The sequence below is a fragment of the Natrinema hispanicum genome, from assembly GCF_900111485.1.
Classification (GTDB): Archaea; Halobacteriota; Halobacteria; order Halobacteriales; family Natrialbaceae; genus Natrinema; species Natrinema hispanicum_A.
In genome coordinates, this window is record NZ_FOIC01000004.1 from 75,550 (window position 1) to 94,632 (window position 19,083).

The window sequence follows — 19,083 nt, forward strand, 5'->3', positions numbered from 1 at the left end:
CAATGTTCGAGAAAGTTCTCGTCGCGAACCGCGGCGAAATCGCGGTCCGTGTGATGGCAGCGTGTGAGGAACTCGGCTGTGAGACGGTTGCCGTCTACAGCGACGCCGACCGCAACGGCGGCCACGTCGACTACGCCGACGAGGCGTACAACGTCGGCCCGGCACCGGCCAGCGAGTCGTACCTCGATCAGGAGGAGATCATCGACGTCGCCCAACGAGCGGGCGCGGACGCGATCCATCCCGGCTATGGCTTCCTCGCCGAAAACGCCGAATTCGCCCGTCGCGTCGAGGAGACGCCTGACGTCACGTGGGTTGGCCCACCGAGCGACGCCATGGAGACGCTCGGTGAGAAGACGAAAGCCCGGTCCGTCATGCAGGCGGCCGGCGTCCCGGTCGTCCCCGGGACGACCGAACCGGTCGACGACGCCGACGAGGTGCGGGCACTGGGCGAGGAGTACGGCTACCCGATCGCCATCAAAGCCGAAGGCGGCGGTGGCGGCCGCGGCATGAAAATCGTCCGCAGCGAGGCCGAGGTCGACGACGCCCTCGAGAGCGCCAAACGCGAGGGCGAGGCCTACTTCGGCAACGATTCGGTCTACGTCGAGAAGTACCTCAAAGCGCCCAAACACATCGAGGTGCAGGTGCTCGCGGACACGCACGGTAACGTCCGCCATCTCGGCGAGCGCGACTGCTCGCTGCAGCGTCGTCACCAGAAGGTCATCGAGGAGGCCCCGAGCCCGGCGCTCGACGACGAGCTCCGCACCGAGATCGGCGAAGCCGCCCGACAGGGCGTCCGGGAGGCCGGGTATACGAACGCCGGCACGGTGGAGTTCCTCGTCGAGGACGGTGAGTTCTACTTCATGGAGGTAAACACTCGCATCCAGGTCGAACACACCGTCAGCGAGGAAGTGACCGGGATCGACATCGTCCGGTGGCAGCTTCGGGTCGCCGCCGGCGAGGACCTCGCATTTTCCCAGGACGACGTCGAAATCGACGGCCACGCGGTCGAATACCGAATCAACGCCGAGAACCCGGCCACCGACTTCACGCCCACGCCCGGGCAACTGACGACCTACCGACCGCCGACGAGCATCGGGATCCGCCTCGACCACGCGGTTGCACAGGGTGACGAGATCGGCGGCGACTACGACTCGATGATCGGGAAACTGATCGTCAGCGGCGAGGATCGCGCCCACTGTCTCGAGCGGTCGAAGCGCGCGCTCGAGCACTTCGCGGTCGAAGGCGTCCACACGACGATCCCGTTCCACCGGATGATGCTCGACGACGACGTCTTCGTCGCCGGCGATCACACCACGAAGTACCTCGACCGGGAACTCGAGGACGACGCGCTCGAGGCGGCCGTCGACCGCTGGGGGCCCGCTGAGGCGGCCGGCGGCGACGGGACGGAGTCGACGACCACCGAGGTCGCCGTCGAGGTCGACGGCAAGCGATTCGACGTCGTCATCGAAGACGCACGCGCACGGATGACGGCCGAGCCCGCAGACAGCGGCAGCGCCAACGGCTCGAGCGGCGGCTCCGCGGCCGAGGGTGCCGCCGAGGTCGCCACCGCCGACGCCATCACCGCGGAGATGCAAGGGACCATCCTCTCGGTCGCCGTCGAGGAAGGCGATGAGGTCGCCGCTGGCGACGTTGTCTGCGTGCTCGAGGCGATGAAGATGGAAAACGACGTGGTCGCCGCCAGTGGCGGGACGGTCGAATCGGTCCCGATCGCAGCGGGCGACTCCGTCGACATGGGCGATACCCTCGTCCGACTGGAGTGATCACCGATGCGAATCAAGATTTCAGACGACACGACCGAAACGGAGGCACGGGCCATCGCCGAAGCCATGGCGTCACAGTACCGGGAAGACGTGACCGTCGTCACCGACGGCGGCGAGGAGATCAGCAGCGCGTCCTACGACGGCGACGCCGAAACGACGGCCGAGGCCGAACCCGAGGCCCAGCCAGCGGCGGACCTCGGGCCGACCGAGCGTGAAGAACTGCTGCTCGAGGAAATCGAGGAAATCCTCGAAGGCGGCCCGGAGAAATACAAGGAGCAACTGCCCGAGGAGGGGAAGCTGTTCGTCCGTGACCGGATCGACCTCTGGTTCGGCGACGACTTCCTCTTCGAGGATGGCCGGTTCGCGGAGTTCGACGCCGACGACCAGCTACCGGCCGACGGCCTGATCACGGGCGCGGCCGAGTTCGAAGGCCGGGACGTCCACTTCATGGCCAACGACTACACGGTCAAACGCGGGAGCATGGCCGCGAAAGGCGTCGAGAAGTTCCTGCGGATGCAACAGCGGGCCCTGAAGACCGGCAAGCCGGTGTTGTACCTGATGGACTCCTCGGGCGGCCGGATCGACCAGCAGACCGGCTTCTTCGCCAACCGCGAGGGCATCGGGAAGTACTACTACAACCACTCGATGCTCTCGGGTCGCGTGCCACAGATCTGTGTCCTCTATGGCCCCTGTATCGCCGGCGCGGCCTACACGCCCGTGTTCGCTGACTTCACGGTCATGGTCCGAGATATGTCGGCGATGGCCATCGCCAGCCCGCGCATGGTCGAGATGGTCACCGGCGAACAGATCGACCTGCAGGAACTCGGTGGGCCGGACGTCCACGCCGGCTACTCCGGCAGTGCGGACCTCGTTGCCGACGACGAGGAACACGCCCGGGAGCTGGTCGCGAAACTGATGAGCTACCTGCCGAACAACGCAGACGAGAAGCCGCCCCAGACGGACGGCCAGGCACCTGCCGCTTCACCCGAGGGCATCGACGCGATCGTGCCCCAAGAGCCGAACAAGGGCTACGACATGTTCGACGTCATCGATCGGGTCGTCGACGCCGGCTCGACGCTCGAGTTACGCCCGGAGTTCGGCAAGGAGATCATCACGGCCTTCGCGAGGATCGACGGCCGGCCGGTCGGGATCGTCGCCAACCAGCCCGCTCATCGCGCGGGTGCGATCTTCCCCGACGCCGCCGAGAAGGCGGCCCAGTTCATCTGGACCTGTGACGCCTACGACGTCCCGCTGCTGTACCTCTGTGACACGCCCGGCTTCATGGCCGGCTCGCAGGTCGAGAAAGACGGCATCTTAGAACAGGGCAAGAAGATGATCTACGCCACGTCCTCGGCGACGGTGCCCAAACAGTCGGTCGTCGTCCGGAAGGCCTACGGCGCGGGCATCTACGCGATGTCCGGTCCCGCTTACGACCCCGAGAGCGTCATCGGGCTTCCCTCGGGCGAGATCGCCATTATGGGGCCCGAAGCGGCGATCAACGCCGTCTACGCGCGCAAACTCGCCGAGATTGACGATCCAGACGAGCGCGAGCGCAAAGAACAGGAACTCCGCGAGGAGTACCGCGAGGACATCGACATCCACCGGATGGCCAGCGAAGTCGTCATCGACGAGATCGTCCCGCCGAGCAGTCTGCGGGAGGAACTCACCAACCGCTTTGCGTTCTACGAGACTGTCGAGAAGGACCTGCCCGACAAGAAACACGGGACGATCCTCTGATCCCCATCCCAACCATGACAGGACGCTACTACGAGGACTTCGAGGTCGGTGAGACCATCGAACACGAGAAGCGCCGGACGATCAGCGAAGCGGACAACCAGCAGTTCTGTGACATGACGATGAACCAGCAACCCCTGCATCTCGACGCCGTGTTCGCCGCGGAGACGCAGTTCGACGGGCGGCTGGTCAACGGGCTCTACACGATGAGCCTGGCCGTCGGGCTCACGATCCCCGACACCACCGACGGGACGATCGTCGCGAACCTCTCGTACGACAACGTCGAGCACCCGAACCCTGTCTATCATGGAGACACGATCCGGGTCCAGTCGACGGTCACCGGCAAACACGAGACCAGCGACGGCGAGCGCGGGATCGTCACCATGCACGTCGAAGTGTTCAAAGTGAATGATGAGGAGGAGCCGCTGGTCTGTGAATTCGACCGGACAGCGCTCTCACTGAAACGCGAGCACGCAACGTAACGATGCCAGCTGATCGCGGTCGAACCGGCTCACTCCGCGACGCCGACGATCCATCGCCACCGCTGCTCGACGGTCCCCTCGAGGCCCGCGAGCAACTCTCGCGCCTTCGCGACGCGCTCATCGGCGGCGAGTTTCGGATAGAGCCGTGCCGCCATCGCCGGAATCGCGTGGAAGCGCCGCACGTTCTCGGCCGTCGTCGCGAACCGCCAGGTGCCAGTGGTGACGGTAAACGCGTCGGCAAGCGCCCCCTCGACCGCGTCGGCACCCGTCGGCGAACGCGACTGCCGCTCGAGGTCGGCAAAGACATCCGTCCCGTCAGCATCGACCCAGCCAAGTGGCGCGACGGCACCGACGACCCCACCCGGCCGCAGGACGCGGGCGGCCTCTCGCGCTGCAACCGCCGGGTCGGGGACGAGAAAGAGCGACGCGGTAAACGCGACGCCGTCGAACGCGCCGTCGACGAAGGGAAGATGATCGAAATCGCCCTCGACGCGGGGCGCACCCTCGAGTTCGCACAGCATCTCGTGGCTGATGTCCAGTGCGACCGTTCGTCGCGCCCGCTCGGCGAAGACGCGCGTGCTCGCGCCCGTGCCGGCACCGGCGTCGAGGACGGTGTCGAACGGCTCGTCGGCTCGCGCCGACAGTTCGGCGGCCAGCAGTCTGGCGAGTGCGGTAAACCGGCCGGTTCGCTGCTCGTAGGCGTCGTAGGCGGAGACGCTGTCGTCGAAGTTCGTCCGGACGATAGCCTTCATACGGCCGACCACGGACGGCGATGGAATATGCGTTCTCATCACACGATCGTCCGAGAGACGTATCGCCCGCTAACCACCCATCGCGAGCTACCCCACGAATGACAGAGACACCACCGACCGACGAAATCGCACACGAACCGAGTCAAGAGTTCGTCGAATCGACGAACGTCTGGCAGTTCATGCAGGAGTACGGCATCGACGACTACGACGCGCTTATCGAGCGCACGACCACCGAACTCGACGACGTCCCGGATTCGGGTGTCGACTGGTTCTGGGACGAACTGGTCGACTACCTCGGCCTCGAGTTTGACGAGGACTACGACGAGGTCCGAGACGATAGCGAGGCGCGAAGCGCCTCGGAAGGCGCGAGCGGTGAAACCGCGAGCCGCGGGGGGCCGCAGTTCACCGACTGGTATCCCGGCGGCGAGCTCAACATCGCCCACAACACCGTCGACCGCCACGCAGGCGTCGACAGCGAGACGCGGAACACGGTCGCCTGCCTCTGGGAGGGCGAAGATGGCGAGGTGCGAGAGATCACGTATCACGATCTTCACCGGCAGGCCAATCAGGTGGCCAACGCGCTCGAGGAACGCGGCATCGAGACTGGCGATACCGTGGGGCTCTACATGCCGATGGTGCCCGAAGTCATCGCGATCCTCTATGGCTGTTTCAAGGTCGGCGCGATTGCGGTCCCGATCTTCTCGGGTTTTGGCGTCGACGCGACGGCGACCCGGATCGCGGATGCGGAATGTTCGGTCCTGTTCACTGGCGACGGCTTCCAGCGTCGCGGCAGCGAGGTTCGCCTCAAAGCAAGTGCCGACGAGGCCATCGACGAGGCTGGCCACGTCGAGCATACCATCGTCTACGATCGGCTGGGTCACGTCGATGCCGGCGAAGTGCCCTGGAACGACGACCGGGACGAGCGCTGGGCCGACGCCGTCGCCCCCCAGGACGACGCGTACGAGACGAAATCGCTCGCCTCGAGTCAGGAGTCGATGCTGCTGTACTCGTCGGGGACGACGGGGAAACCGAAGGGTATCGTTCACACGCACGCCGGCGCACTCGTCCAGCCGGCCAAGGAACTGCACTTCGGGTTCGACCTCAAACCGGCCGATCGGTTCTTCTGGGTGTCCGATATTGGCTGGATGATGGGACCCTGGACGCTGATCGGGGCGCATGCCTTCGGCGGGACCGTCGTCATGTACGAGGGCGCACCCGACCACCCTGAGCCAGATCGCTTCTGGAAGCTGATCGACCGTCACGGGGTCACGCAGTTCGGAATCTCACCGACCGCGATCCGGGCGCTGCGCAAGCATGGGGACGAATGGCTCGAGGGTCACGATCTCTCCTCGCTCCGAATCCTGGGGTCGACGGGCGAACCGTGGGATCCCGAATCCTGGCAGTGGTTCTACGAGCACGTCGGTAGCAGCGAGACCCCGATCATCAACATCTCCGGCGGCACCGAGATCATGGGCTGCTTCCTCATGCCGATGCCGACTCAACCGCTGAAACCCTGTACGCTCGGCGGCCCAGGGCTCGGAATGGACATCGACATTGTCGATCGCGACGGCAATTCCGTCAGGGAAGATCACGACCGCGGCTACCTCGTCGCGCGTGACTCCTGTCCCTCGATGACGAAATCGCTCTGGTCGGGCGACGAACGCTATCTCGAGGAGTACTGGTCGACGTTCGAGGACCCGCCGCTGTGGGATCACGGCGACTGGGCCCAGAAAGACGAGGACGGCTTCTGGTTCCTCCACGGCCGCGCTGACGACGCACTCAACGTCGCCGGACGCAAGGTCGGCCCCGCCGAAGTCGAAGGCGCACTGATCGACCACGAAGCCGTCAACCAGGCCGCCGCCATCGGCGCGCCCGACGAGACGACCGGCACCGCCGTTGTCACCTACGCCGTCCTCGAGAACGGGTACGCGGAGGCCGACGAGTTACGCGATGAACTGCGCGCACAGGTCGGCGAAGAACTCGGGAAACCGTTCCGCCCCCGTGAGGTGCTGTTCGTCGACGAGTTCCCCAAAACACAGTCGGGCAAGATCATTCGCCGGGCGGTCGAAGCGACCTACACCGGCGAGGATCTCGGTGACATGAGTAGTATCGAAAATCCGGATGCGCTCGCGGAGATCGAGCAGGCGCGATAAGCGCTCCGGGACCGTCTCATACGGGCTCCTGTGTCTGTGCCGGTACAACCACGATCTGTCTTGAGGTCATGCCAGGAACTCGTGACAGCAGCCCGTATCAGTTTTCAGCCTCGTCAGCACGCTCGAGGATGCGTTCTGCCTGCGCGATGAGTGGTGCATCGATCATCTCACCGTCGACTTCGAACACACCCGTCTCCGACCGATCACGGGCGGCGAGAACGCGTTCTGCCCACTCGATATCGTCGTCGCTGGGCGTGAACGCGTCGTTGATCACCGGCACTTGATCCGGATGAATCGCCATTTTCCCGTCGTATCCGAGTTGTCTAGCGAACGTGGTTTCCTCACGGAGGCCATCCGTATCCCCGTAGTCGGTGTAGACGATATCGATCGCGTCGATACCGGCGGCGCTGGCCGCGATCACCGTTCGCTCGCGCGCGTACAACACTTCTATACCCTCGCTCGTACGCGTCGCACCGATATCGGCTGCGAGGTCTTCGGCCCCGAACAGTAGCGCGTCGGTCGCGTCGACCGTGGCGATTTCGTCGGCCCGAAGGACGCCCGCCGCGGATTCAATCAGTGCTAACACTGGACAGGACACACCGGTTTCCGCGAGTCGCGCCTGTACCCGCTGGATGTCCGTCGCGTCTTCCGTTTTCGGCACCATGATGCTGTCCGGGCGTGGTCCCTCGAGAATCGCCTCGAGGTCGGTCATCGCTCCAAGCCCGATCGGGTTCACGCGAACAGCGATCTCACAGTCCGCTTCGAGATCAGCGAGTACCTCACAGACAGCATCGCGTGCGTCGCGTTTATCGGCTGGCGCAACGGCATCCTCGAGGTCGAACACGACGACATCCGCGTCGCCCATCGCTGCCTTCTGCATGAGGTCGGGCTTATCGCCGGGTGAGAACAAGACACTTCGTCGAACCATACCATGGATGAGTATGTCATGTGACTAAATCGTATGGGTTCATCTGCTGGTCCCCCGCCTGCGGTGGGGCAGGGTACCCAGCCCCGATTCTTCTGTGGAGTTCTCGAGACCGATCGACAGGCAGCAAATCTGGACGTGATTGGCTGACTAGTCGTAAGAATTACTTCGGTAATACGGTCGAAGGCTCAAGAGATATACCAGTAAAAGTAGCGAGACGGTTAATCCAATTACATTACCAACAACAATACTAGTTAACGCATTGAAGCCAAGTGTGATCATCCCCCAGAACCACCCCCACGATACCATATGCCAAATGCCATAAATAACTATTAACTGAGTTATTGAGATAATCGTCTCTCCGACAGCAAGAATAGGAGCGTCTATTACTACAAATGGAACTAATAATAGCGATATGATTGGGAAAATGCTAGCTATGATACAAAGAATCTTTATGCCTAATGGGGGAGATTCCATACACGCACTTGATAAATTATATCCAATATGTTTTTCGTGAAATCGAGAAGTTCGTCTATCTACTGATGGGCTGATTCAGCCGAAGGGCTTGAAACAAATTTCCCAAATATCCTTCTCTGACATGTCTAGTAGAATAACACGACAAGTAATAGACTAATAGAATATATTTGACTAATAAGTAGTGAGTAGTAATCTGGAAGTTAAAATATAGTATATATGAAGCCACATTCAGTATTTCTATCGTATACAGCAAATAATATCCCTCTAAGCGAGGGATCGAGTCTTAGAAAAATTCTTTTATTATAGTATTAATTATTTTATCGAATAGTATCAAGTTCTGAGTGGAACTACAATATATCAAGATTTCATCATTTATTCCAAAATCTATCTATCGATGCGTGTTGAATGACATTCGCGATTATTGTGAAGCGGTTCGTGTGAACCGGCCACTGTCAGTCTTCAGCCAGTCCATTACAATCATATGATTGTAAGGCTATGACGGACGCGTCACGAACAACGCGGCCGGACGATCACCGCCATCTGATCGGTCCGACACAGAGACACGACCATATCCGGCTGGCATCTACTTTCGGTGGGGCCGAATGTGGATATTTCAACGGAGACAACGCTCGAGCGCCACAGTTACCACGAAAAGCTGGCAATACCGAGGGAAACGCGTTTCGTCACACCCGAAACGTAACGCGACGCTCGTTTGAGACGCGTTCAGGGACGACAGCGTTTGACAACGATTGATAAATCCGACAGTGCGCGATGCTCGCGGTTGCACTGACCCTGCCGGCCGAGTTCGGACCGCGCTCCCATTCGCGATCGGCACAACGAACTCGAAATTTCATTCGGGAGAGCCGAAACACTTCTATGGGGCCGGTCGAATGCACCGTGTAATGACGGGCGCGTCAAACCGATCGGTCGAACGGGCGTTCAGGATCGTCGACGAACTCGCGGAAAACGGCGGTGGACGGGTCTCAGAGCTCGCTGACCGCCTCGAGATGCCCGTCAGTACCGTCCACAACTACCTGCAGGCACTCGTCGAGACAGGCTATGTCTCGGTCGATGACAAGGAGTACACGACGACGACCCGGTTTCTCGAGGTGGGCCACCGACAGCGCCACCGGTTGGAAGTGTTTCAGGCCGTCAGCGACGAACTGCAGGATATCGCGGCGGAGACCGGCGAACACGTGACGCTGATGGTCGAGGAGAACGATCAGTGTGTGATCGTCGCGGTCCAGGAAGGCCCTGACGCCGTCAATCTGTTCGCGTATCCCGGTGCGCGTATGCCCCTTCACGCGGCGGCTCCCGGAAAAGCCATTCTGGCACACATGCCCGACGACCGCGTCCAGGAGATCATCGACCGACAGGGGCTCATCGAGATGACGAACCAGACGATCACAGACCCCGACGTGCTCTTCGACCAGCTCGAGGAGATCCGCGAGCAAGGGTACGCCATCGACGAGGGTGAACGCATCGCGGGCATGGTCTGTATCTCCGCACCGGTGCTGGACAAAAGCGACGAAATCCGTGGCGCGATCTGTGTCTGTGGGCCACAGAGTCGCATCGACGAGGCACGACGCGCAGAGATCGCCGACATCGTCAAGCGGTCGGCGAACGTGACGCAGGTCAACCTGGATTACGTCTAACTCGGTTCCGGTCCGTTTGAACGCCGTCAGTCGTCGGCGACCGGTGCCAGCGCCTCGATCGTGTCTTCGGCAACGTCATCGGCAGCCTGCTCCGGAATCGTCACGAGCGGCCGGTCGACGATCGTCTCGCTGACCAACCCGCGGAGCCGCTCGCGAGCCTCGGACGGCGTTCCGGCGACGCCGAGATCGTCGACCATCTCGTCGGTGACAAGTGCCGTCGCGTCGGCACGGTCGCCCGCCTGCCAGGCCTCGGCGACGCGCTCGACCTGCTCTGGGAACGCGGTGGCGATCGCCTTCCGGTAGCCCTCGGCGCTGCCCGCGTAGTACGCGATGTGACCGCGAACGGCGTCGTAGGCCGCCTCGGAATCTTCGCTGACAGCCGACGGGACGTACGGCGCGATCGTGATTTCGCCGGGGTCGCGATCGCGTTCTCGAGCGCTCGTTGCGACGACTTCGAACGCCTCGTCGAGTTGGGAAAAAGGGACGTTGTGTGGCAGCCAGCCATCACAGAGGCGGCCGACGACGCGGCGATTCGCCGGGCCGAGTGCTGCGTGATAGACCGGAACGTCCCGGTCCAGCGGCGGCACGCCCGAGACGCTGACGAGTTCGCCGTCGTAGTCGACTGGCTCGTCGTCGGTCAAGATGCGCTGAATGATCTCGATGGTTTCGTGGGACCGACGGACCGGGCGCTCGAAGGACATGCCGTGGACGTTCTCGACGGCAGTGGGCGTGCTCGTGCCGACGCCGAGGACCGCACGACCGTCGGCGACCTGGTCGAGCGTCGCGGCAGTCATCGCGAGGACGGCCGGCGTCCGCGAGAACACATTGACGATGGCGGTGCCGAGTTCGATCTCGTCGGTCAGCGCGGCGATCTCGCTGAGTTTCACGACCGAACTCGAGCCCCAGAGTTCGCCCATCCAGACGGAGTCATACCCCTGTGCTTCGGCGCTGATCGCGAGGTCAGTCGGATCGTGTGAGCCAGTCCGCGGGATGACTACTCCGAGATGCATATCCGTTCGGTTCAACACACAGTGTGATAAAGTATCACGTTCACTGTCCCCGAAACACAGTCACCTCGAGCAATCAGTGCACGCTCATTCACACCCGACCTGAACGCTCAGCGGCCGACGAAGTCGGGATCGTCGTCGCCGAAAAAGGCCTCGAGGCCGCGCTCGTAGTCTTCCGTTCGCGTCGCGGCCGCGATGCCGTTCGTCTCCGCCGCGAGCTGTCGCTCGAGCGAGCGCTCGTAGCTGTCGGTCAGCAGGCGCGTCGTCGTCCCGAACGCCTGAGTCGGCCCGGCTGCCAGTTCGGCGGCGACTTCGGCCAGCCGGTCGTCGAACTCGTCGGTGGGGACGACTTCGTTGGCCAGCCCCAACTCGCGGGCTTCCTCGGGGCTGATGGGCTCGTCTTTCAGGACGAGCTCCTTGGCGGTTCGCAGTCCGACGAGCCGTGGCAGGAAAAACGTCGCGCCGCCGTCGCCGGTCAGGCCAATTCCCGGGTACGCAAACTTGAGCGTCGCATCCTCGCCGAGGACGAGCAGGTCCGGGAACAGGGTGAGACTAAAGCCGATTCCGGCGGCAATGCCGTTGACGCCGCCGACGATCGGCGTCTCCGCCCGGTGGAACTGGACGATCGCCTCGTGGGCTCGACCGGCCAGCTCCCGGATATGTGCCGCGTCGGAATCGTCGCCGGAGAGGGCCCCGAGATCGGCACCGGAGCCGAAGAAATCGCCCGCATGCGTGAGGACGATACACCGCGTCTCGGGATCCTCGCCGAGCGTCGTCGCCGCCGATACCAGCTCGTTTGCCATCTCGAGCGTGAGTGCGTTTCGACCGGCCGTGCTCTCGAGCGTGACTGTTGCGACGCCGTTGTCGTGATCGATCGAGAGATTGTCGTATGCAACCATAGAACAGGTGTTCGAAGTAAGCTCGCTTAACGGTTCCTGCTTCGAGGTATCGAAAGCAACCCCGGTCGCGCCCTAGATCGTGTCGGTCAGGTCGAGCGGCTCGTCAGCGAAGAGCCGTGGATCCATCTCCGCGAGATCATCGGCAACGAGCGGTTCGAAGCCCAACTGGTCGATGATGTCGGCTTCGACATCGATTCCCGGCGCGACCTCCGTGAGCTCGAGTCCCTCCGCGGTGAGTTCGAAGACGGCGCGCTCGGTCACGTAGACGATCGGCTGGTCAATCTCGGCGGCGTACTCGCCACTGAACGTGATCTGCTCGACCGAGTCGACGAATTTCGGACTCGACCCCTCGCGTTCGATCGAGAGTTCTCCGTCGCCGGTCTCGATCTCGAGACCGTCGGTTGTGAGGGTGCCACAGAAGACGACCTTTTCGGCGTTCTGGGTGATGTTGATGAAGCCGCCACAGCCGGGCAGTTGCGAGCCGAATCGGCTGACGTTGATGTTGCCCATGGCGTCCACCTGTGCCATGCCCAGAAAGCCCATGTCGAGGCCGCCGCCGTCGTAGAAGTCGAACTGCTGGGTCGAAGAGACTAGCGCCTCGTGGTTGACCGCGGTTCCGAAGCTGATCCCGCCGGAGGCAGCGCCGCCGACCGGCCCCGACTCGACGGTCTGGGTGATCTCGTCGTCGACGCCGCCTTCTGCCGCCACGACCGGGACGAGTTCCGGGACGCCGACGCCGAGGTTGATGACCGAATCCGGCTCGAGTTCCATCGCAGCCCGGCGGGCGATGATCGTCCGCACGTCGAGCGGAAGCGGCTCGCGATCGTCGTCGGTCGGCTGTTTGATTTCGCCACTGTAGGCGGGGTTGTAGTCTTCGGCGTACGTCTGCTGGTGATGACTTGGCGGCGCTTCGACCACGGAATCGACCAGCACGCCGGGGACAGCCACGTCGCGAGCGGTGAGCGTGCCCGACTCCGTGACGCGTTCGACCTGGGCGATCACGGTGCCACCGGAGTTGTGTGCGGCTTGAGCCATCGCCAGCACGTTCGAGTCGAGGGCTTCCCGTTCCATGGTGATGTTGCCGTCTTCGTCGGCCGTCGTCCCACGGATGATCGCGACATCGATCGGCACCGAGTGATAGAAGAGGTACTCCTCGCCGTCGATGGTCATGAGATCGACGATGTCCTCGTCGGTGACGTCGTTGGCCTTCGCGCCCTCTTGGCGCGGATCGACGAACGTCCCCAGCCCGACGTGGCTGATCGTGCCGGGCTTGCCCGCGGCGGTGTCCCGGAGCATGTGATCCATCGCGCCAAAGGGCAGGTTGTAGGCTTTGATCTCGTTGTCGACGATTTTCTCCATCAGGTCGGGCGTAAAGCCCCAGTGGCTCGCGATCGTACACTCGAGCATGCCGTCCTGAACCAGATGCGAGAGCCCACGGCCCTGTCGGTCGCCTTCCGCGGCGGGATGATAGAGCGTGAGATCACGGGGGTGGCTCGTTTCGGCGTACCGTTCACCGAGCGCCTCGAGAATGTACTCCGGAATCCCGACGGCGACGAAGCCGCCGACGCCGACCGTATCGCCGTCGTCGATACATTCGACTGCCGCCTCTCTAGACTGGCGAACTGTCATACGTACCCCTCTCGGGAGGCAGTATTTTTAGTTACCTATCTGGGACACACCGCAGTCTCGAGCAGTAATACCGGCATCGACGAGGGTTGTATACCGGAATCGGACACTTTACTATCCCGCTCTCGAACACTCCGGTATGGAGCTGACAGCCGAGCAGCAACTGATACAGGATACCGTCCGCGATTTCGTCGACACAGAAGTCGTCGAGACGGTCGACGAGCACGACGAGGCCCAGACGTTCCCGGAGGACGTCTGGGACGGGCTCGCGGAGCTCGATCTGACCGGGCTGACGGTCCCCGAGGAATACGGCGGGTTTGACGCCGACGAAGTGACCTACAGCATCGTCAACGAGGAGCTGGCACGCGGCCACCTGGCGGTCGCGACGGCGCTGTCGGTCCACTGCCTGGCCACGTCATGTATCCGCCAGTTCGGCACCGAGGAGCACAAAGACGAGTGGCTGCCGGAAATGGTCGACGGCCGCCCAGTCGGTGCGTTCGCGCTCTCAGAACCCGACGCTGGCTCGAACCCGGCTGAGATGAGTACTGAAGCGCGGCTCGAGGACGGCGAGTACGTCATCAACGGGAAGAAACAGTGGATCACGAACGGCAAGCGTGCAGGCGTCGTGATCCTGTTTGCCAAGACCGACCGCGATGACCCCAATACCGTGACCCAGTTTTTGGTGCCCAAGGACACGCCGGGACTCGAGGTCGGCAAGAAAGAGGACAAGCTCGGGCTGCGTGCCAGCGACACGACGACGCTCATCTTCGACGACGTGCGGATTCCAGAGGAGAACCGTCTGACGGAAGTCGGTGACGGCCTGAAGTCCGCGTTCTCGATCCTGACTGGTGGCCGGATCGCGATCGCCAGCCAGGCCGTCGGCGTCGCCCAGGCAGCCCTCGACGCTGCCGTGAGCTACGCCAACGAACGCGAACAGTTCGGCGAGCCGATCATCGAGCATCAGGCGATCGCCCACAAGCTCGCAGACATGCAGACGAACGTCCAGGCCGCACGCCTGCTGACCCGTGACGCTGCCCGAAAAAACGACGGTGGCCTCGACCCACAGGCGGCGAGTATGGCGAAGTACTTCGCCAGCGAGGCGGCCGTCGACGTCGCGGACGAGGCGGTGCAGGTTCACGGCGGCTACGGCTACACCAAGGACTTCGACGTCGAGCGCTACTACCGCGACGCCAAGATCACCACGATCTACGAGGGAACCTCCGAAATACAGAAGGAGGTTATCTCACGGCACTTAGGCGAGTAGGACGAGTACTTACTCGTAGTCGTAGAAGCCTTTGCCAGTCTTCTTGCCGAGTTCGCCGGCTTCGACCTTGCGCTTGAGCAGGTACGCTGGCTTGTAGCGGTCGCCTAACTCCTCGTGGAGCGTCTCGGAAGCGTGCAGACAGATGTCCAGGCCGATGTGGTCGGCGAGCGTCAGCGGCCCCATCGGGGCGTTCGTGCCGAGTTCCATCCCCGCGTCGATGTCCTCTTTCGTCGCGACGCCCTCGTCGTAGGCCCGAATGCCCTCGTTGATCCAGGGCATCAGGATGCGGTTGGTGACGAAACCGGGTTTGTCGTCGGATTCCCAGGTCGTCTTCCCGAGATCCTCGGCGAAGGCGTGGGCCAGTTCCGTGACCTCGTCGGCCGTCTTCTCGCCGGTGACGATCTCGACACCCTCCATCACGGGCACCGGGTTCATGAAGTGCAGGCCGATGACGTCCGCCGCCCGCTCGGTCGCGCTCGCGATCGAGGTGATCGAGAGCGTACTCGTGTTCGTCGCGAGGATAGCATCGTCACGACAGACCGCATCGAGGTCGGCAAAGATATCCCGTTTGACCTCGAGGTCCTCGAGGGCAGCTTCGACGACGACGTCACAGTCCGCGAGGTCCTCGAGTTCGGTCGTGCCCGTGATCCGGTCGCGGGCCGCGTCGGCCTCGTCCTGGGTGAGCGCGTCTCTGTTGACGAGTCGGCCGAGGCTGTCGTCGATCGTCTCGAAGCCGTTATCGACGAACTCCTGTTCGATGTCGCGCATGACGACGTCGTAGCCCGCGGTTGCGGCGACCTGTGCGATACCACTGCCCATCGTGCCAGCGCCGACAACGCCGACACGGTCGATCGTCTCTAGGTCTGAAACCATCACTCTGTGGTGGTCGGACTGTCGTAGTAAATGTCCCGACTCTCGTCAGTGGCGGAAACGACAGTTGCAACGTGCGGTCATCGTCCGACACAGCTATACCGCGCGAACTGATATGTGGTTCTGGTAGCTAATGTCGCAGGTACGACTCGCCGGAACAGGAATGACGTCGTTTGGATCGCATCCCGACCGGACGGGCAGGGACATGTTCGCGGAGGCCGGCCTTGCCGCCCTCGAGGATGCCGGCGTCCCGGCCGCGGACGTCGACGAACTCTTCTATGGCAACTTCGTCGGCACCCTCTCGGAAGGGCAGGGCCATCAGGGACCGCTCATGGCGGAGGCGCTCGGGACGACCGCTCCCTCGCGCCGGATCGAAAGCGCGTGTGCCTCGAGCGGGGTCGCGGTCCGTGACGCGGTGCGAGCGATCAGGAGCGGCGAGGCTGACGTCGTCGTTGCCGGCGGGATGGAGCGGATGACGAACATGGGCACGGCCGGCGCGACGAAGGGACTGGCCGGCGCAGCCGACGATCTCTATGAAGTCCGGTCTGGTGTCACGTTCCCTGGAGCGTACGCGTTGATGGCGCGGGCGTACTTCGACGAGTACGGCGGGAGCCACGAGGATCTGGCTCACATCGCGGTCAAAAACCACGACAACGCGTTGGTCAACGACCACGCGCACCTCCAGCAGGAAATCACGGTCGAGGAGGCACTCGGCGCGCCCGAAATCGCGTCTCCGTTTACCCTCTATGACTCTTGTCCGATCAGCGACGGGGCATCTGCGCTCGTCTTGACCTCGCCGGAGTACGCCGACGAACACGATCTTGAGGCCAACGTTGCGATCACCGGAGCTGGCCACGGCGGCGATACGATGGCGCTGCACGATCGCCAGTCGCTCTCGAAGACGCCTGCAACCCGCGACGCTGCTGAGGAAGCCTACGACGATGCCGGCGTCGATCCAAGCGACATCGCCATCGCAGAGGTCCACGACTGCTTTACCATCGCGGAAGTGCTGGCGCTCGAGGCGCTTGGACTCTATAGTCACGGTGAGGCGATCGGAGCGGCCCGCCGTGGCGAGACGCGCCGGGATGGTGAGTTGCCGGTGAACCTCTCCGGCGGCCTGAAAGCGAAGGGGCATCCGGTGGGTGCGACCGGAGCCGCCCAAGTGGCGGCCATCGCGACGCTGCTCGATGGCACTCATCCGCGTGCCGACGCCGTCGACGACGACGCGACGGTCGGCGTTGCCCAGAACGCCGGTGGCACGGTCGCCAGTGCGACCGTTCACGTCCTGGAGGTGATGGAGTGATGACTGACGTAACTAACGGCGAGTACGACGCGTTCCTTGACGCGCTCGCCGAGGGCGAGGGCTATTATCTCGTCTGCGAGAACGATCACGGCCTGCTGCCCCCACGGCGTGCCTGCCCACACTGTGGCGACCGCGACCTCACGGAGCGGGACCTCCCAGCGTCCGGTGAGATCGTCACGCACACGACCGTGTTCGTACCAACGCCACAGTTCGAGGACGACGCACCCTACGTCACCGCTGTCGTCGACTTCGACGGCGTCCGGCTTACGGGCGTCGTGCGGGGCATCGACCAGGCCGATGTCGAAATCGGCGACCGCGTCACCGCGACCGTCGAATCCAACGAGACGACCGACGAGCAGACGATCGTCTTCCGTCCGGCCGAGTAAGCGACTGAGTCTGAGCCGCGACAGAAACCGCACTCGAGCGGTCGTCAGCCCGCTACAGGCCGTGTTTCTTTTGTTCTTCTTGTCGGAGTTCGACGCGGCGGATCTTCCCGCTCGAGGTTTTGGGGAGTTCGTCGGTGAACTCGATCCGCCGGGGGTACTTGTAGGGTGCCGTCTCTTCTTTCATGAAGTCCTGTAGTTCGTCTTTCAACTCGTCGCCGCCCTCGTATTCCTCGGCGAGGATCACGTAGGCCTTGACGACGCTGCCCCGTTCCTCGTGTGGGCTATCGACGACGGCAGCCTCGGCGACGGCATCGTGAGTGACGAGCGCGTCCTCGACCTCGAAGGGGCCGATGCGGTAGCCCGAGGAGATGATGATGTCGTCGGCCCGGCCCTCGAAGAAGAAGTAGCCGTCCTCGTCGCGGGAGGCGAGATCGCCCGTGCGGTAGTAGTCCCCGGAGAGTTTCTCCTCGTCGAGGTCGGGTTTCTCGTAGTAGCCGTCGAAGATCGCCGGTGAGTTGATCGACACGGCGATCTCGCCGATCTCGCCGGGCTCGACTTCGTCCTCGTCATCGACGTCGATGATCGTCGCGCCGACGCCGGGTGTCGGCTTGCCCATGCTGCCGGGTTTGACGTCGATCCCGGGGTAGTTCGTCACGAGCGCGACGGTCTCGGTCTGGCCGTAGCCGTCGCGCGGGGTCACCCCCCAGGCGTCCTGAATCCGCTCGATCGGCTCGCGATTGAGGGGCTCGCCCGCCGAGAGCGCATCGTTCAGTTGCACGTCGTAGTCTGCGAGGTCGGCGTTGGCGAACATCCGGTACTGCGTCGGGACGGCACAGAGCTTGGTGACGCCTTCTTTTTCCATGATCTCGAGGAACGTGTCGGGCTCGAACTCGCCGTCGTAGATGAGCTGGGTCGCCCCTGTCGTCAGGCCGACGCCGAGCGGGCTCCAGAACCACTTCGCCCAGCCGGTGCCGGTCGTCGCCCACAGGAGTTCGTCATCGAGGTCGGTGTCCTCGTCGATGCCCCACCAGTAGGGGGCGTTGATCCGGTTGAAACAGTACTGCCAGCGGTGTTTGTGGAGAACCGGCTTTGGCTGGCCGGTCGTCCCGCTGGTGTAGTTGATCGTCATCGGGTCCTCGGCGGCCAGGTTGGGGCCGTCGTAGTCGGTCGACTCCTCGGCCATGACGGCCGCGACCGTCGTCCATCCCTCATCCTGCAGGTCGTCTTCGGACCCGTCGAGGACGATGACCCGCTCGAGGGGCGTCTCCTCGAGCACTGGCTCGACCATATCGGTCAGCGATTCGTGGACGACGATGCTCGTCGCGTTGCAGTCGTTCGCCCGGAACTCGATGTCCTTCGCGCGAAGCATCGACGAACAGGGAACCAGCAACGAGCCAGTCGCCAGCGCGCCGAGTTGGACGGCAAAGGCATCGGGATGGCGCGGGAACAGGTGCATGATCCGGTCGCCCTCGCCGACGCCGAGTGCCTCGAGGCCGTTGGCAAAGCGGTTCATGTCGTCCCGAATGTCGGCGTAGGTTCGTTCCTCGCGGGTTCCCTCATCGTCTAAGAACCGGACGGCGACACGATCACCGACGGCTGCGGCGTGGTCTGCGATGACCGACGTGATCGCGTACGAGTCCGGAATGTCCCACTCGAAGCTGTCTACTTCTGTGGTGTAATTAACACCCATACCTTGCTAATCAGAGGTGCCGTTCTTATAGCTTTTGTTACTATTGGTAGTAGATATCGTGTGACAGGTATACGAAGAT

The 19,083-nt window shown here is 63.0% G+C and carries 15 protein-coding genes; 8 read left to right on the plus strand and 7 right to left on the minus strand.

Translation table 11 applies throughout. The features are described 5' to 3' along the window. The first annotated feature begins 2 nt into the window (after positions 1–2). Genes BSG09_RS05305 through BSG09_RS05315 form a run of 3 tightly spaced genes read left to right on the plus strand, consistent with a single transcriptional unit; the run spans position 3 to position 3,997 of the window. Positions 3–1,781, plus strand: coding sequence for an acetyl-CoA carboxylase biotin carboxylase subunit (locus BSG09_RS05305; RefSeq protein ID WP_092930912.1), 1,779 nt, complete (start codon positions 3–5; stop codon positions 1,779–1,781). A 6-nt stretch (positions 1,782–1,787) separates the two neighbouring features. Next, positions 1,788–3,518, plus strand: a complete 1,731-nt coding sequence (locus tag BSG09_RS05310) for an acyl-CoA carboxylase subunit beta (protein ID WP_092930914.1) — start codon at positions 1,788–1,790, stop codon at positions 3,516–3,518. A 14-nt stretch (positions 3,519–3,532) separates the two neighbouring features. Then, the gene (locus BSG09_RS05315; protein WP_092930916.1) at positions 3,533–3,997 is read left to right on the plus strand and encodes a MaoC family dehydratase; all 465 of its coding nucleotides are present in this window, start codon (positions 3,533–3,535) and stop codon (positions 3,995–3,997) included. Between the two features lie 29 nt (positions 3,998–4,026). Here the strand turns inward: BSG09_RS05315 and BSG09_RS05320 are convergent, their stop codons facing one another. Further along, entirely contained in the window at positions 4,027–4,749 is a 723-nt protein-coding gene (locus BSG09_RS05320) for a class I SAM-dependent methyltransferase (protein ID WP_092930918.1), read from the minus strand. A gap of 98 nt (positions 4,750–4,847) precedes the next feature. Between BSG09_RS05320 and BSG09_RS05325 the strand changes: the two genes are divergently transcribed. Beyond that, on the plus strand, positions 4,848–6,902 hold the full coding sequence (locus tag BSG09_RS05325) for an AMP-binding protein (protein WP_092930920.1): 2,055 nt from the start codon (positions 4,848–4,850) through the stop codon (positions 6,900–6,902). Positions 6,903–6,999: 97 nt separating this feature from the next. Here BSG09_RS05325 and BSG09_RS05330 read toward each other — a convergent pair whose 3' ends face one another. Then, entirely contained in the window at positions 7,000–7,830 is an 831-nt protein-coding gene (locus tag BSG09_RS05330) for an HpcH/HpaI aldolase/citrate lyase family protein (protein WP_092930921.1), read from the minus strand. A gap of 1,376 nt (positions 7,831–9,206) precedes the next feature. Here BSG09_RS05330 and BSG09_RS05335 point away from each other — a divergent pair. After that, positions 9,207–9,959: an IclR family transcriptional regulator gene (locus tag BSG09_RS05335; protein WP_092930923.1), complete on the plus strand. Its 753-nt coding sequence runs from the start codon at positions 9,207–9,209 to the stop codon at positions 9,957–9,959. Positions 9,960–9,985: 26 nt separating this feature from the next. Here the strand turns inward: BSG09_RS05335 and BSG09_RS05340 are convergent, their stop codons facing one another. From BSG09_RS05340 to BSG09_RS05350, 3 genes are all read right to left on the minus strand, one after another. Further along, on the minus strand, positions 9,986–10,969 hold the full coding sequence (locus tag BSG09_RS05340; RefSeq protein WP_092930925.1) for an LLM class flavin-dependent oxidoreductase: 984 nt from the start codon (positions 10,967–10,969) through the stop codon (positions 9,986–9,988). 107 nt (positions 10,970–11,076) lie between these two features. Further along, positions 11,077–11,865, minus strand: a complete 789-nt coding sequence (locus BSG09_RS05345) for an enoyl-CoA hydratase/isomerase family protein (RefSeq protein ID WP_092930927.1) — start codon at positions 11,863–11,865, stop codon at positions 11,077–11,079. Between the two features lie 72 nt (positions 11,866–11,937). Then, positions 11,938–13,494 (minus strand): acyl CoA:acetate/3-ketoacid CoA transferase, encoded by a 1,557-nt coding sequence (locus BSG09_RS05350; RefSeq protein WP_092930929.1) that lies wholly within the window; start codon positions 13,492–13,494, stop codon positions 11,938–11,940. Positions 13,495–13,630: 136 nt separating this feature from the next. Here BSG09_RS05350 and BSG09_RS05355 point away from each other — a divergent pair, with 136 nt between their 5' ends. Next, positions 13,631–14,755 carry an acyl-CoA dehydrogenase family protein gene (locus tag BSG09_RS05355; RefSeq protein WP_092930931.1) on the plus strand — a complete coding sequence of 375 codons (1,125 nt, stop codon included), beginning with the start codon at positions 13,631–13,633 and terminating at the stop codon, positions 14,753–14,755. Between the two features lie 9 nt (positions 14,756–14,764). On the opposite strand, the gene BSG09_RS05360 is transcribed toward BSG09_RS05355, so the two are convergent. Continuing rightward, complete coding sequence (locus tag BSG09_RS05360; RefSeq protein WP_092930933.1) at positions 14,765–15,628, minus strand: 3-hydroxyacyl-CoA dehydrogenase family protein; 864 nt, start codon at positions 15,626–15,628, stop codon at positions 14,765–14,767. 130 nt (positions 15,629–15,758) lie between these two features. Here BSG09_RS05360 and BSG09_RS05365 point away from each other — a divergent pair, with 130 nt between their 5' ends. After that, positions 15,759–16,928: a thiolase C-terminal domain-containing protein gene (locus tag BSG09_RS05365; RefSeq protein ID WP_092930935.1), complete on the plus strand. Its 1,170-nt coding sequence runs from the start codon at positions 15,759–15,761 to the stop codon at positions 16,926–16,928. Continuing rightward, on the plus strand, positions 16,928–17,314 hold the full coding sequence (locus tag BSG09_RS05370; protein WP_092930937.1) for a Zn-ribbon domain-containing OB-fold protein: 387 nt from the start codon (positions 16,928–16,930) through the stop codon (positions 17,312–17,314). Before BSG09_RS05365 ends, BSG09_RS05370 begins: the two co-directional genes overlap by 1 nt. A 52-nt stretch (positions 17,315–17,366) precedes the next feature. Here BSG09_RS05370 and BSG09_RS05375 read toward each other — a convergent pair whose 3' ends face one another. Further along, complete coding sequence (locus tag BSG09_RS05375; RefSeq protein WP_092930939.1) at positions 17,367–19,004, minus strand: acyl-CoA synthetase; 1,638 nt, start codon at positions 19,002–19,004, stop codon at positions 17,367–17,369. Positions 19,005–19,083 lie beyond the last annotated feature (79 nt).

What these genes read in the sequence shown, in the direction of transcription:
- BSG09_RS05375 (WP_092930939.1), bottom strand. Translation starts at nt 19,004, where the DNA reads ATGGGTGTTAATTACACCACAGAAGTAGACAGCTTCGAGTGGGACATT.
- BSG09_RS05350 (WP_092930929.1), bottom strand. Translation starts at nt 13,494, where the DNA reads ATGACAGTTCGCCAGTCTAGAGAGGCGGCAGTCGAATGTATCGACGAC.
- BSG09_RS05345 (WP_092930927.1), bottom strand. Translation starts at nt 11,865, where the DNA reads ATGGTTGCATACGACAATCTCTCGATCGATCACGACAACGGCGTCGCA.
- BSG09_RS05360 (WP_092930933.1), bottom strand. Translation starts at nt 15,628, where the DNA reads ATGGTTTCAGACCTAGAGACGATCGACCGTGTCGGCGTTGTCGGCGCT.
- BSG09_RS05315 (WP_092930916.1), top strand. Translation starts at nt 3,533, where the DNA reads ATGACAGGACGCTACTACGAGGACTTCGAGGTCGGTGAGACCATCGAA.
- BSG09_RS05325 (WP_092930920.1), top strand. Translation starts at nt 4,848, where the DNA reads ATGACAGAGACACCACCGACCGACGAAATCGCACACGAACCGAGTCAA.
- BSG09_RS05310 (WP_092930914.1), top strand. Translation starts at nt 1,788, where the DNA reads ATGCGAATCAAGATTTCAGACGACACGACCGAAACGGAGGCACGGGCC.
- BSG09_RS05355 (WP_092930931.1), top strand. Translation starts at nt 13,631, where the DNA reads ATGGAGCTGACAGCCGAGCAGCAACTGATACAGGATACCGTCCGCGAT.
- BSG09_RS05340 (WP_092930925.1), bottom strand. Translation starts at nt 10,969, where the DNA reads ATGCATCTCGGAGTAGTCATCCCGCGGACTGGCTCACACGATCCGACT.
- BSG09_RS05335 (WP_092930923.1), top strand. Translation starts at nt 9,207, where the DNA reads ATGACGGGCGCGTCAAACCGATCGGTCGAACGGGCGTTCAGGATCGTC.
- BSG09_RS05365 (WP_092930935.1), top strand. Translation starts at nt 15,759, where the DNA reads ATGTCGCAGGTACGACTCGCCGGAACAGGAATGACGTCGTTTGGATCG.
- BSG09_RS05330 (WP_092930921.1), bottom strand. Translation starts at nt 7,830, where the DNA reads ATGGTTCGACGAAGTGTCTTGTTCTCACCCGGCGATAAGCCCGACCTC.
- BSG09_RS05320 (WP_092930918.1), bottom strand. Translation starts at nt 4,749, where the DNA reads ATGAAGGCTATCGTCCGGACGAACTTCGACGACAGCGTCTCCGCCTAC.
- BSG09_RS05370 (WP_092930937.1), top strand. Translation starts at nt 16,928, where the DNA reads ATGACTGACGTAACTAACGGCGAGTACGACGCGTTCCTTGACGCGCTC.
- BSG09_RS05305 (WP_092930912.1), top strand. Translation starts at nt 3, where the DNA reads ATGTTCGAGAAAGTTCTCGTCGCGAACCGCGGCGAAATCGCGGTCCGT.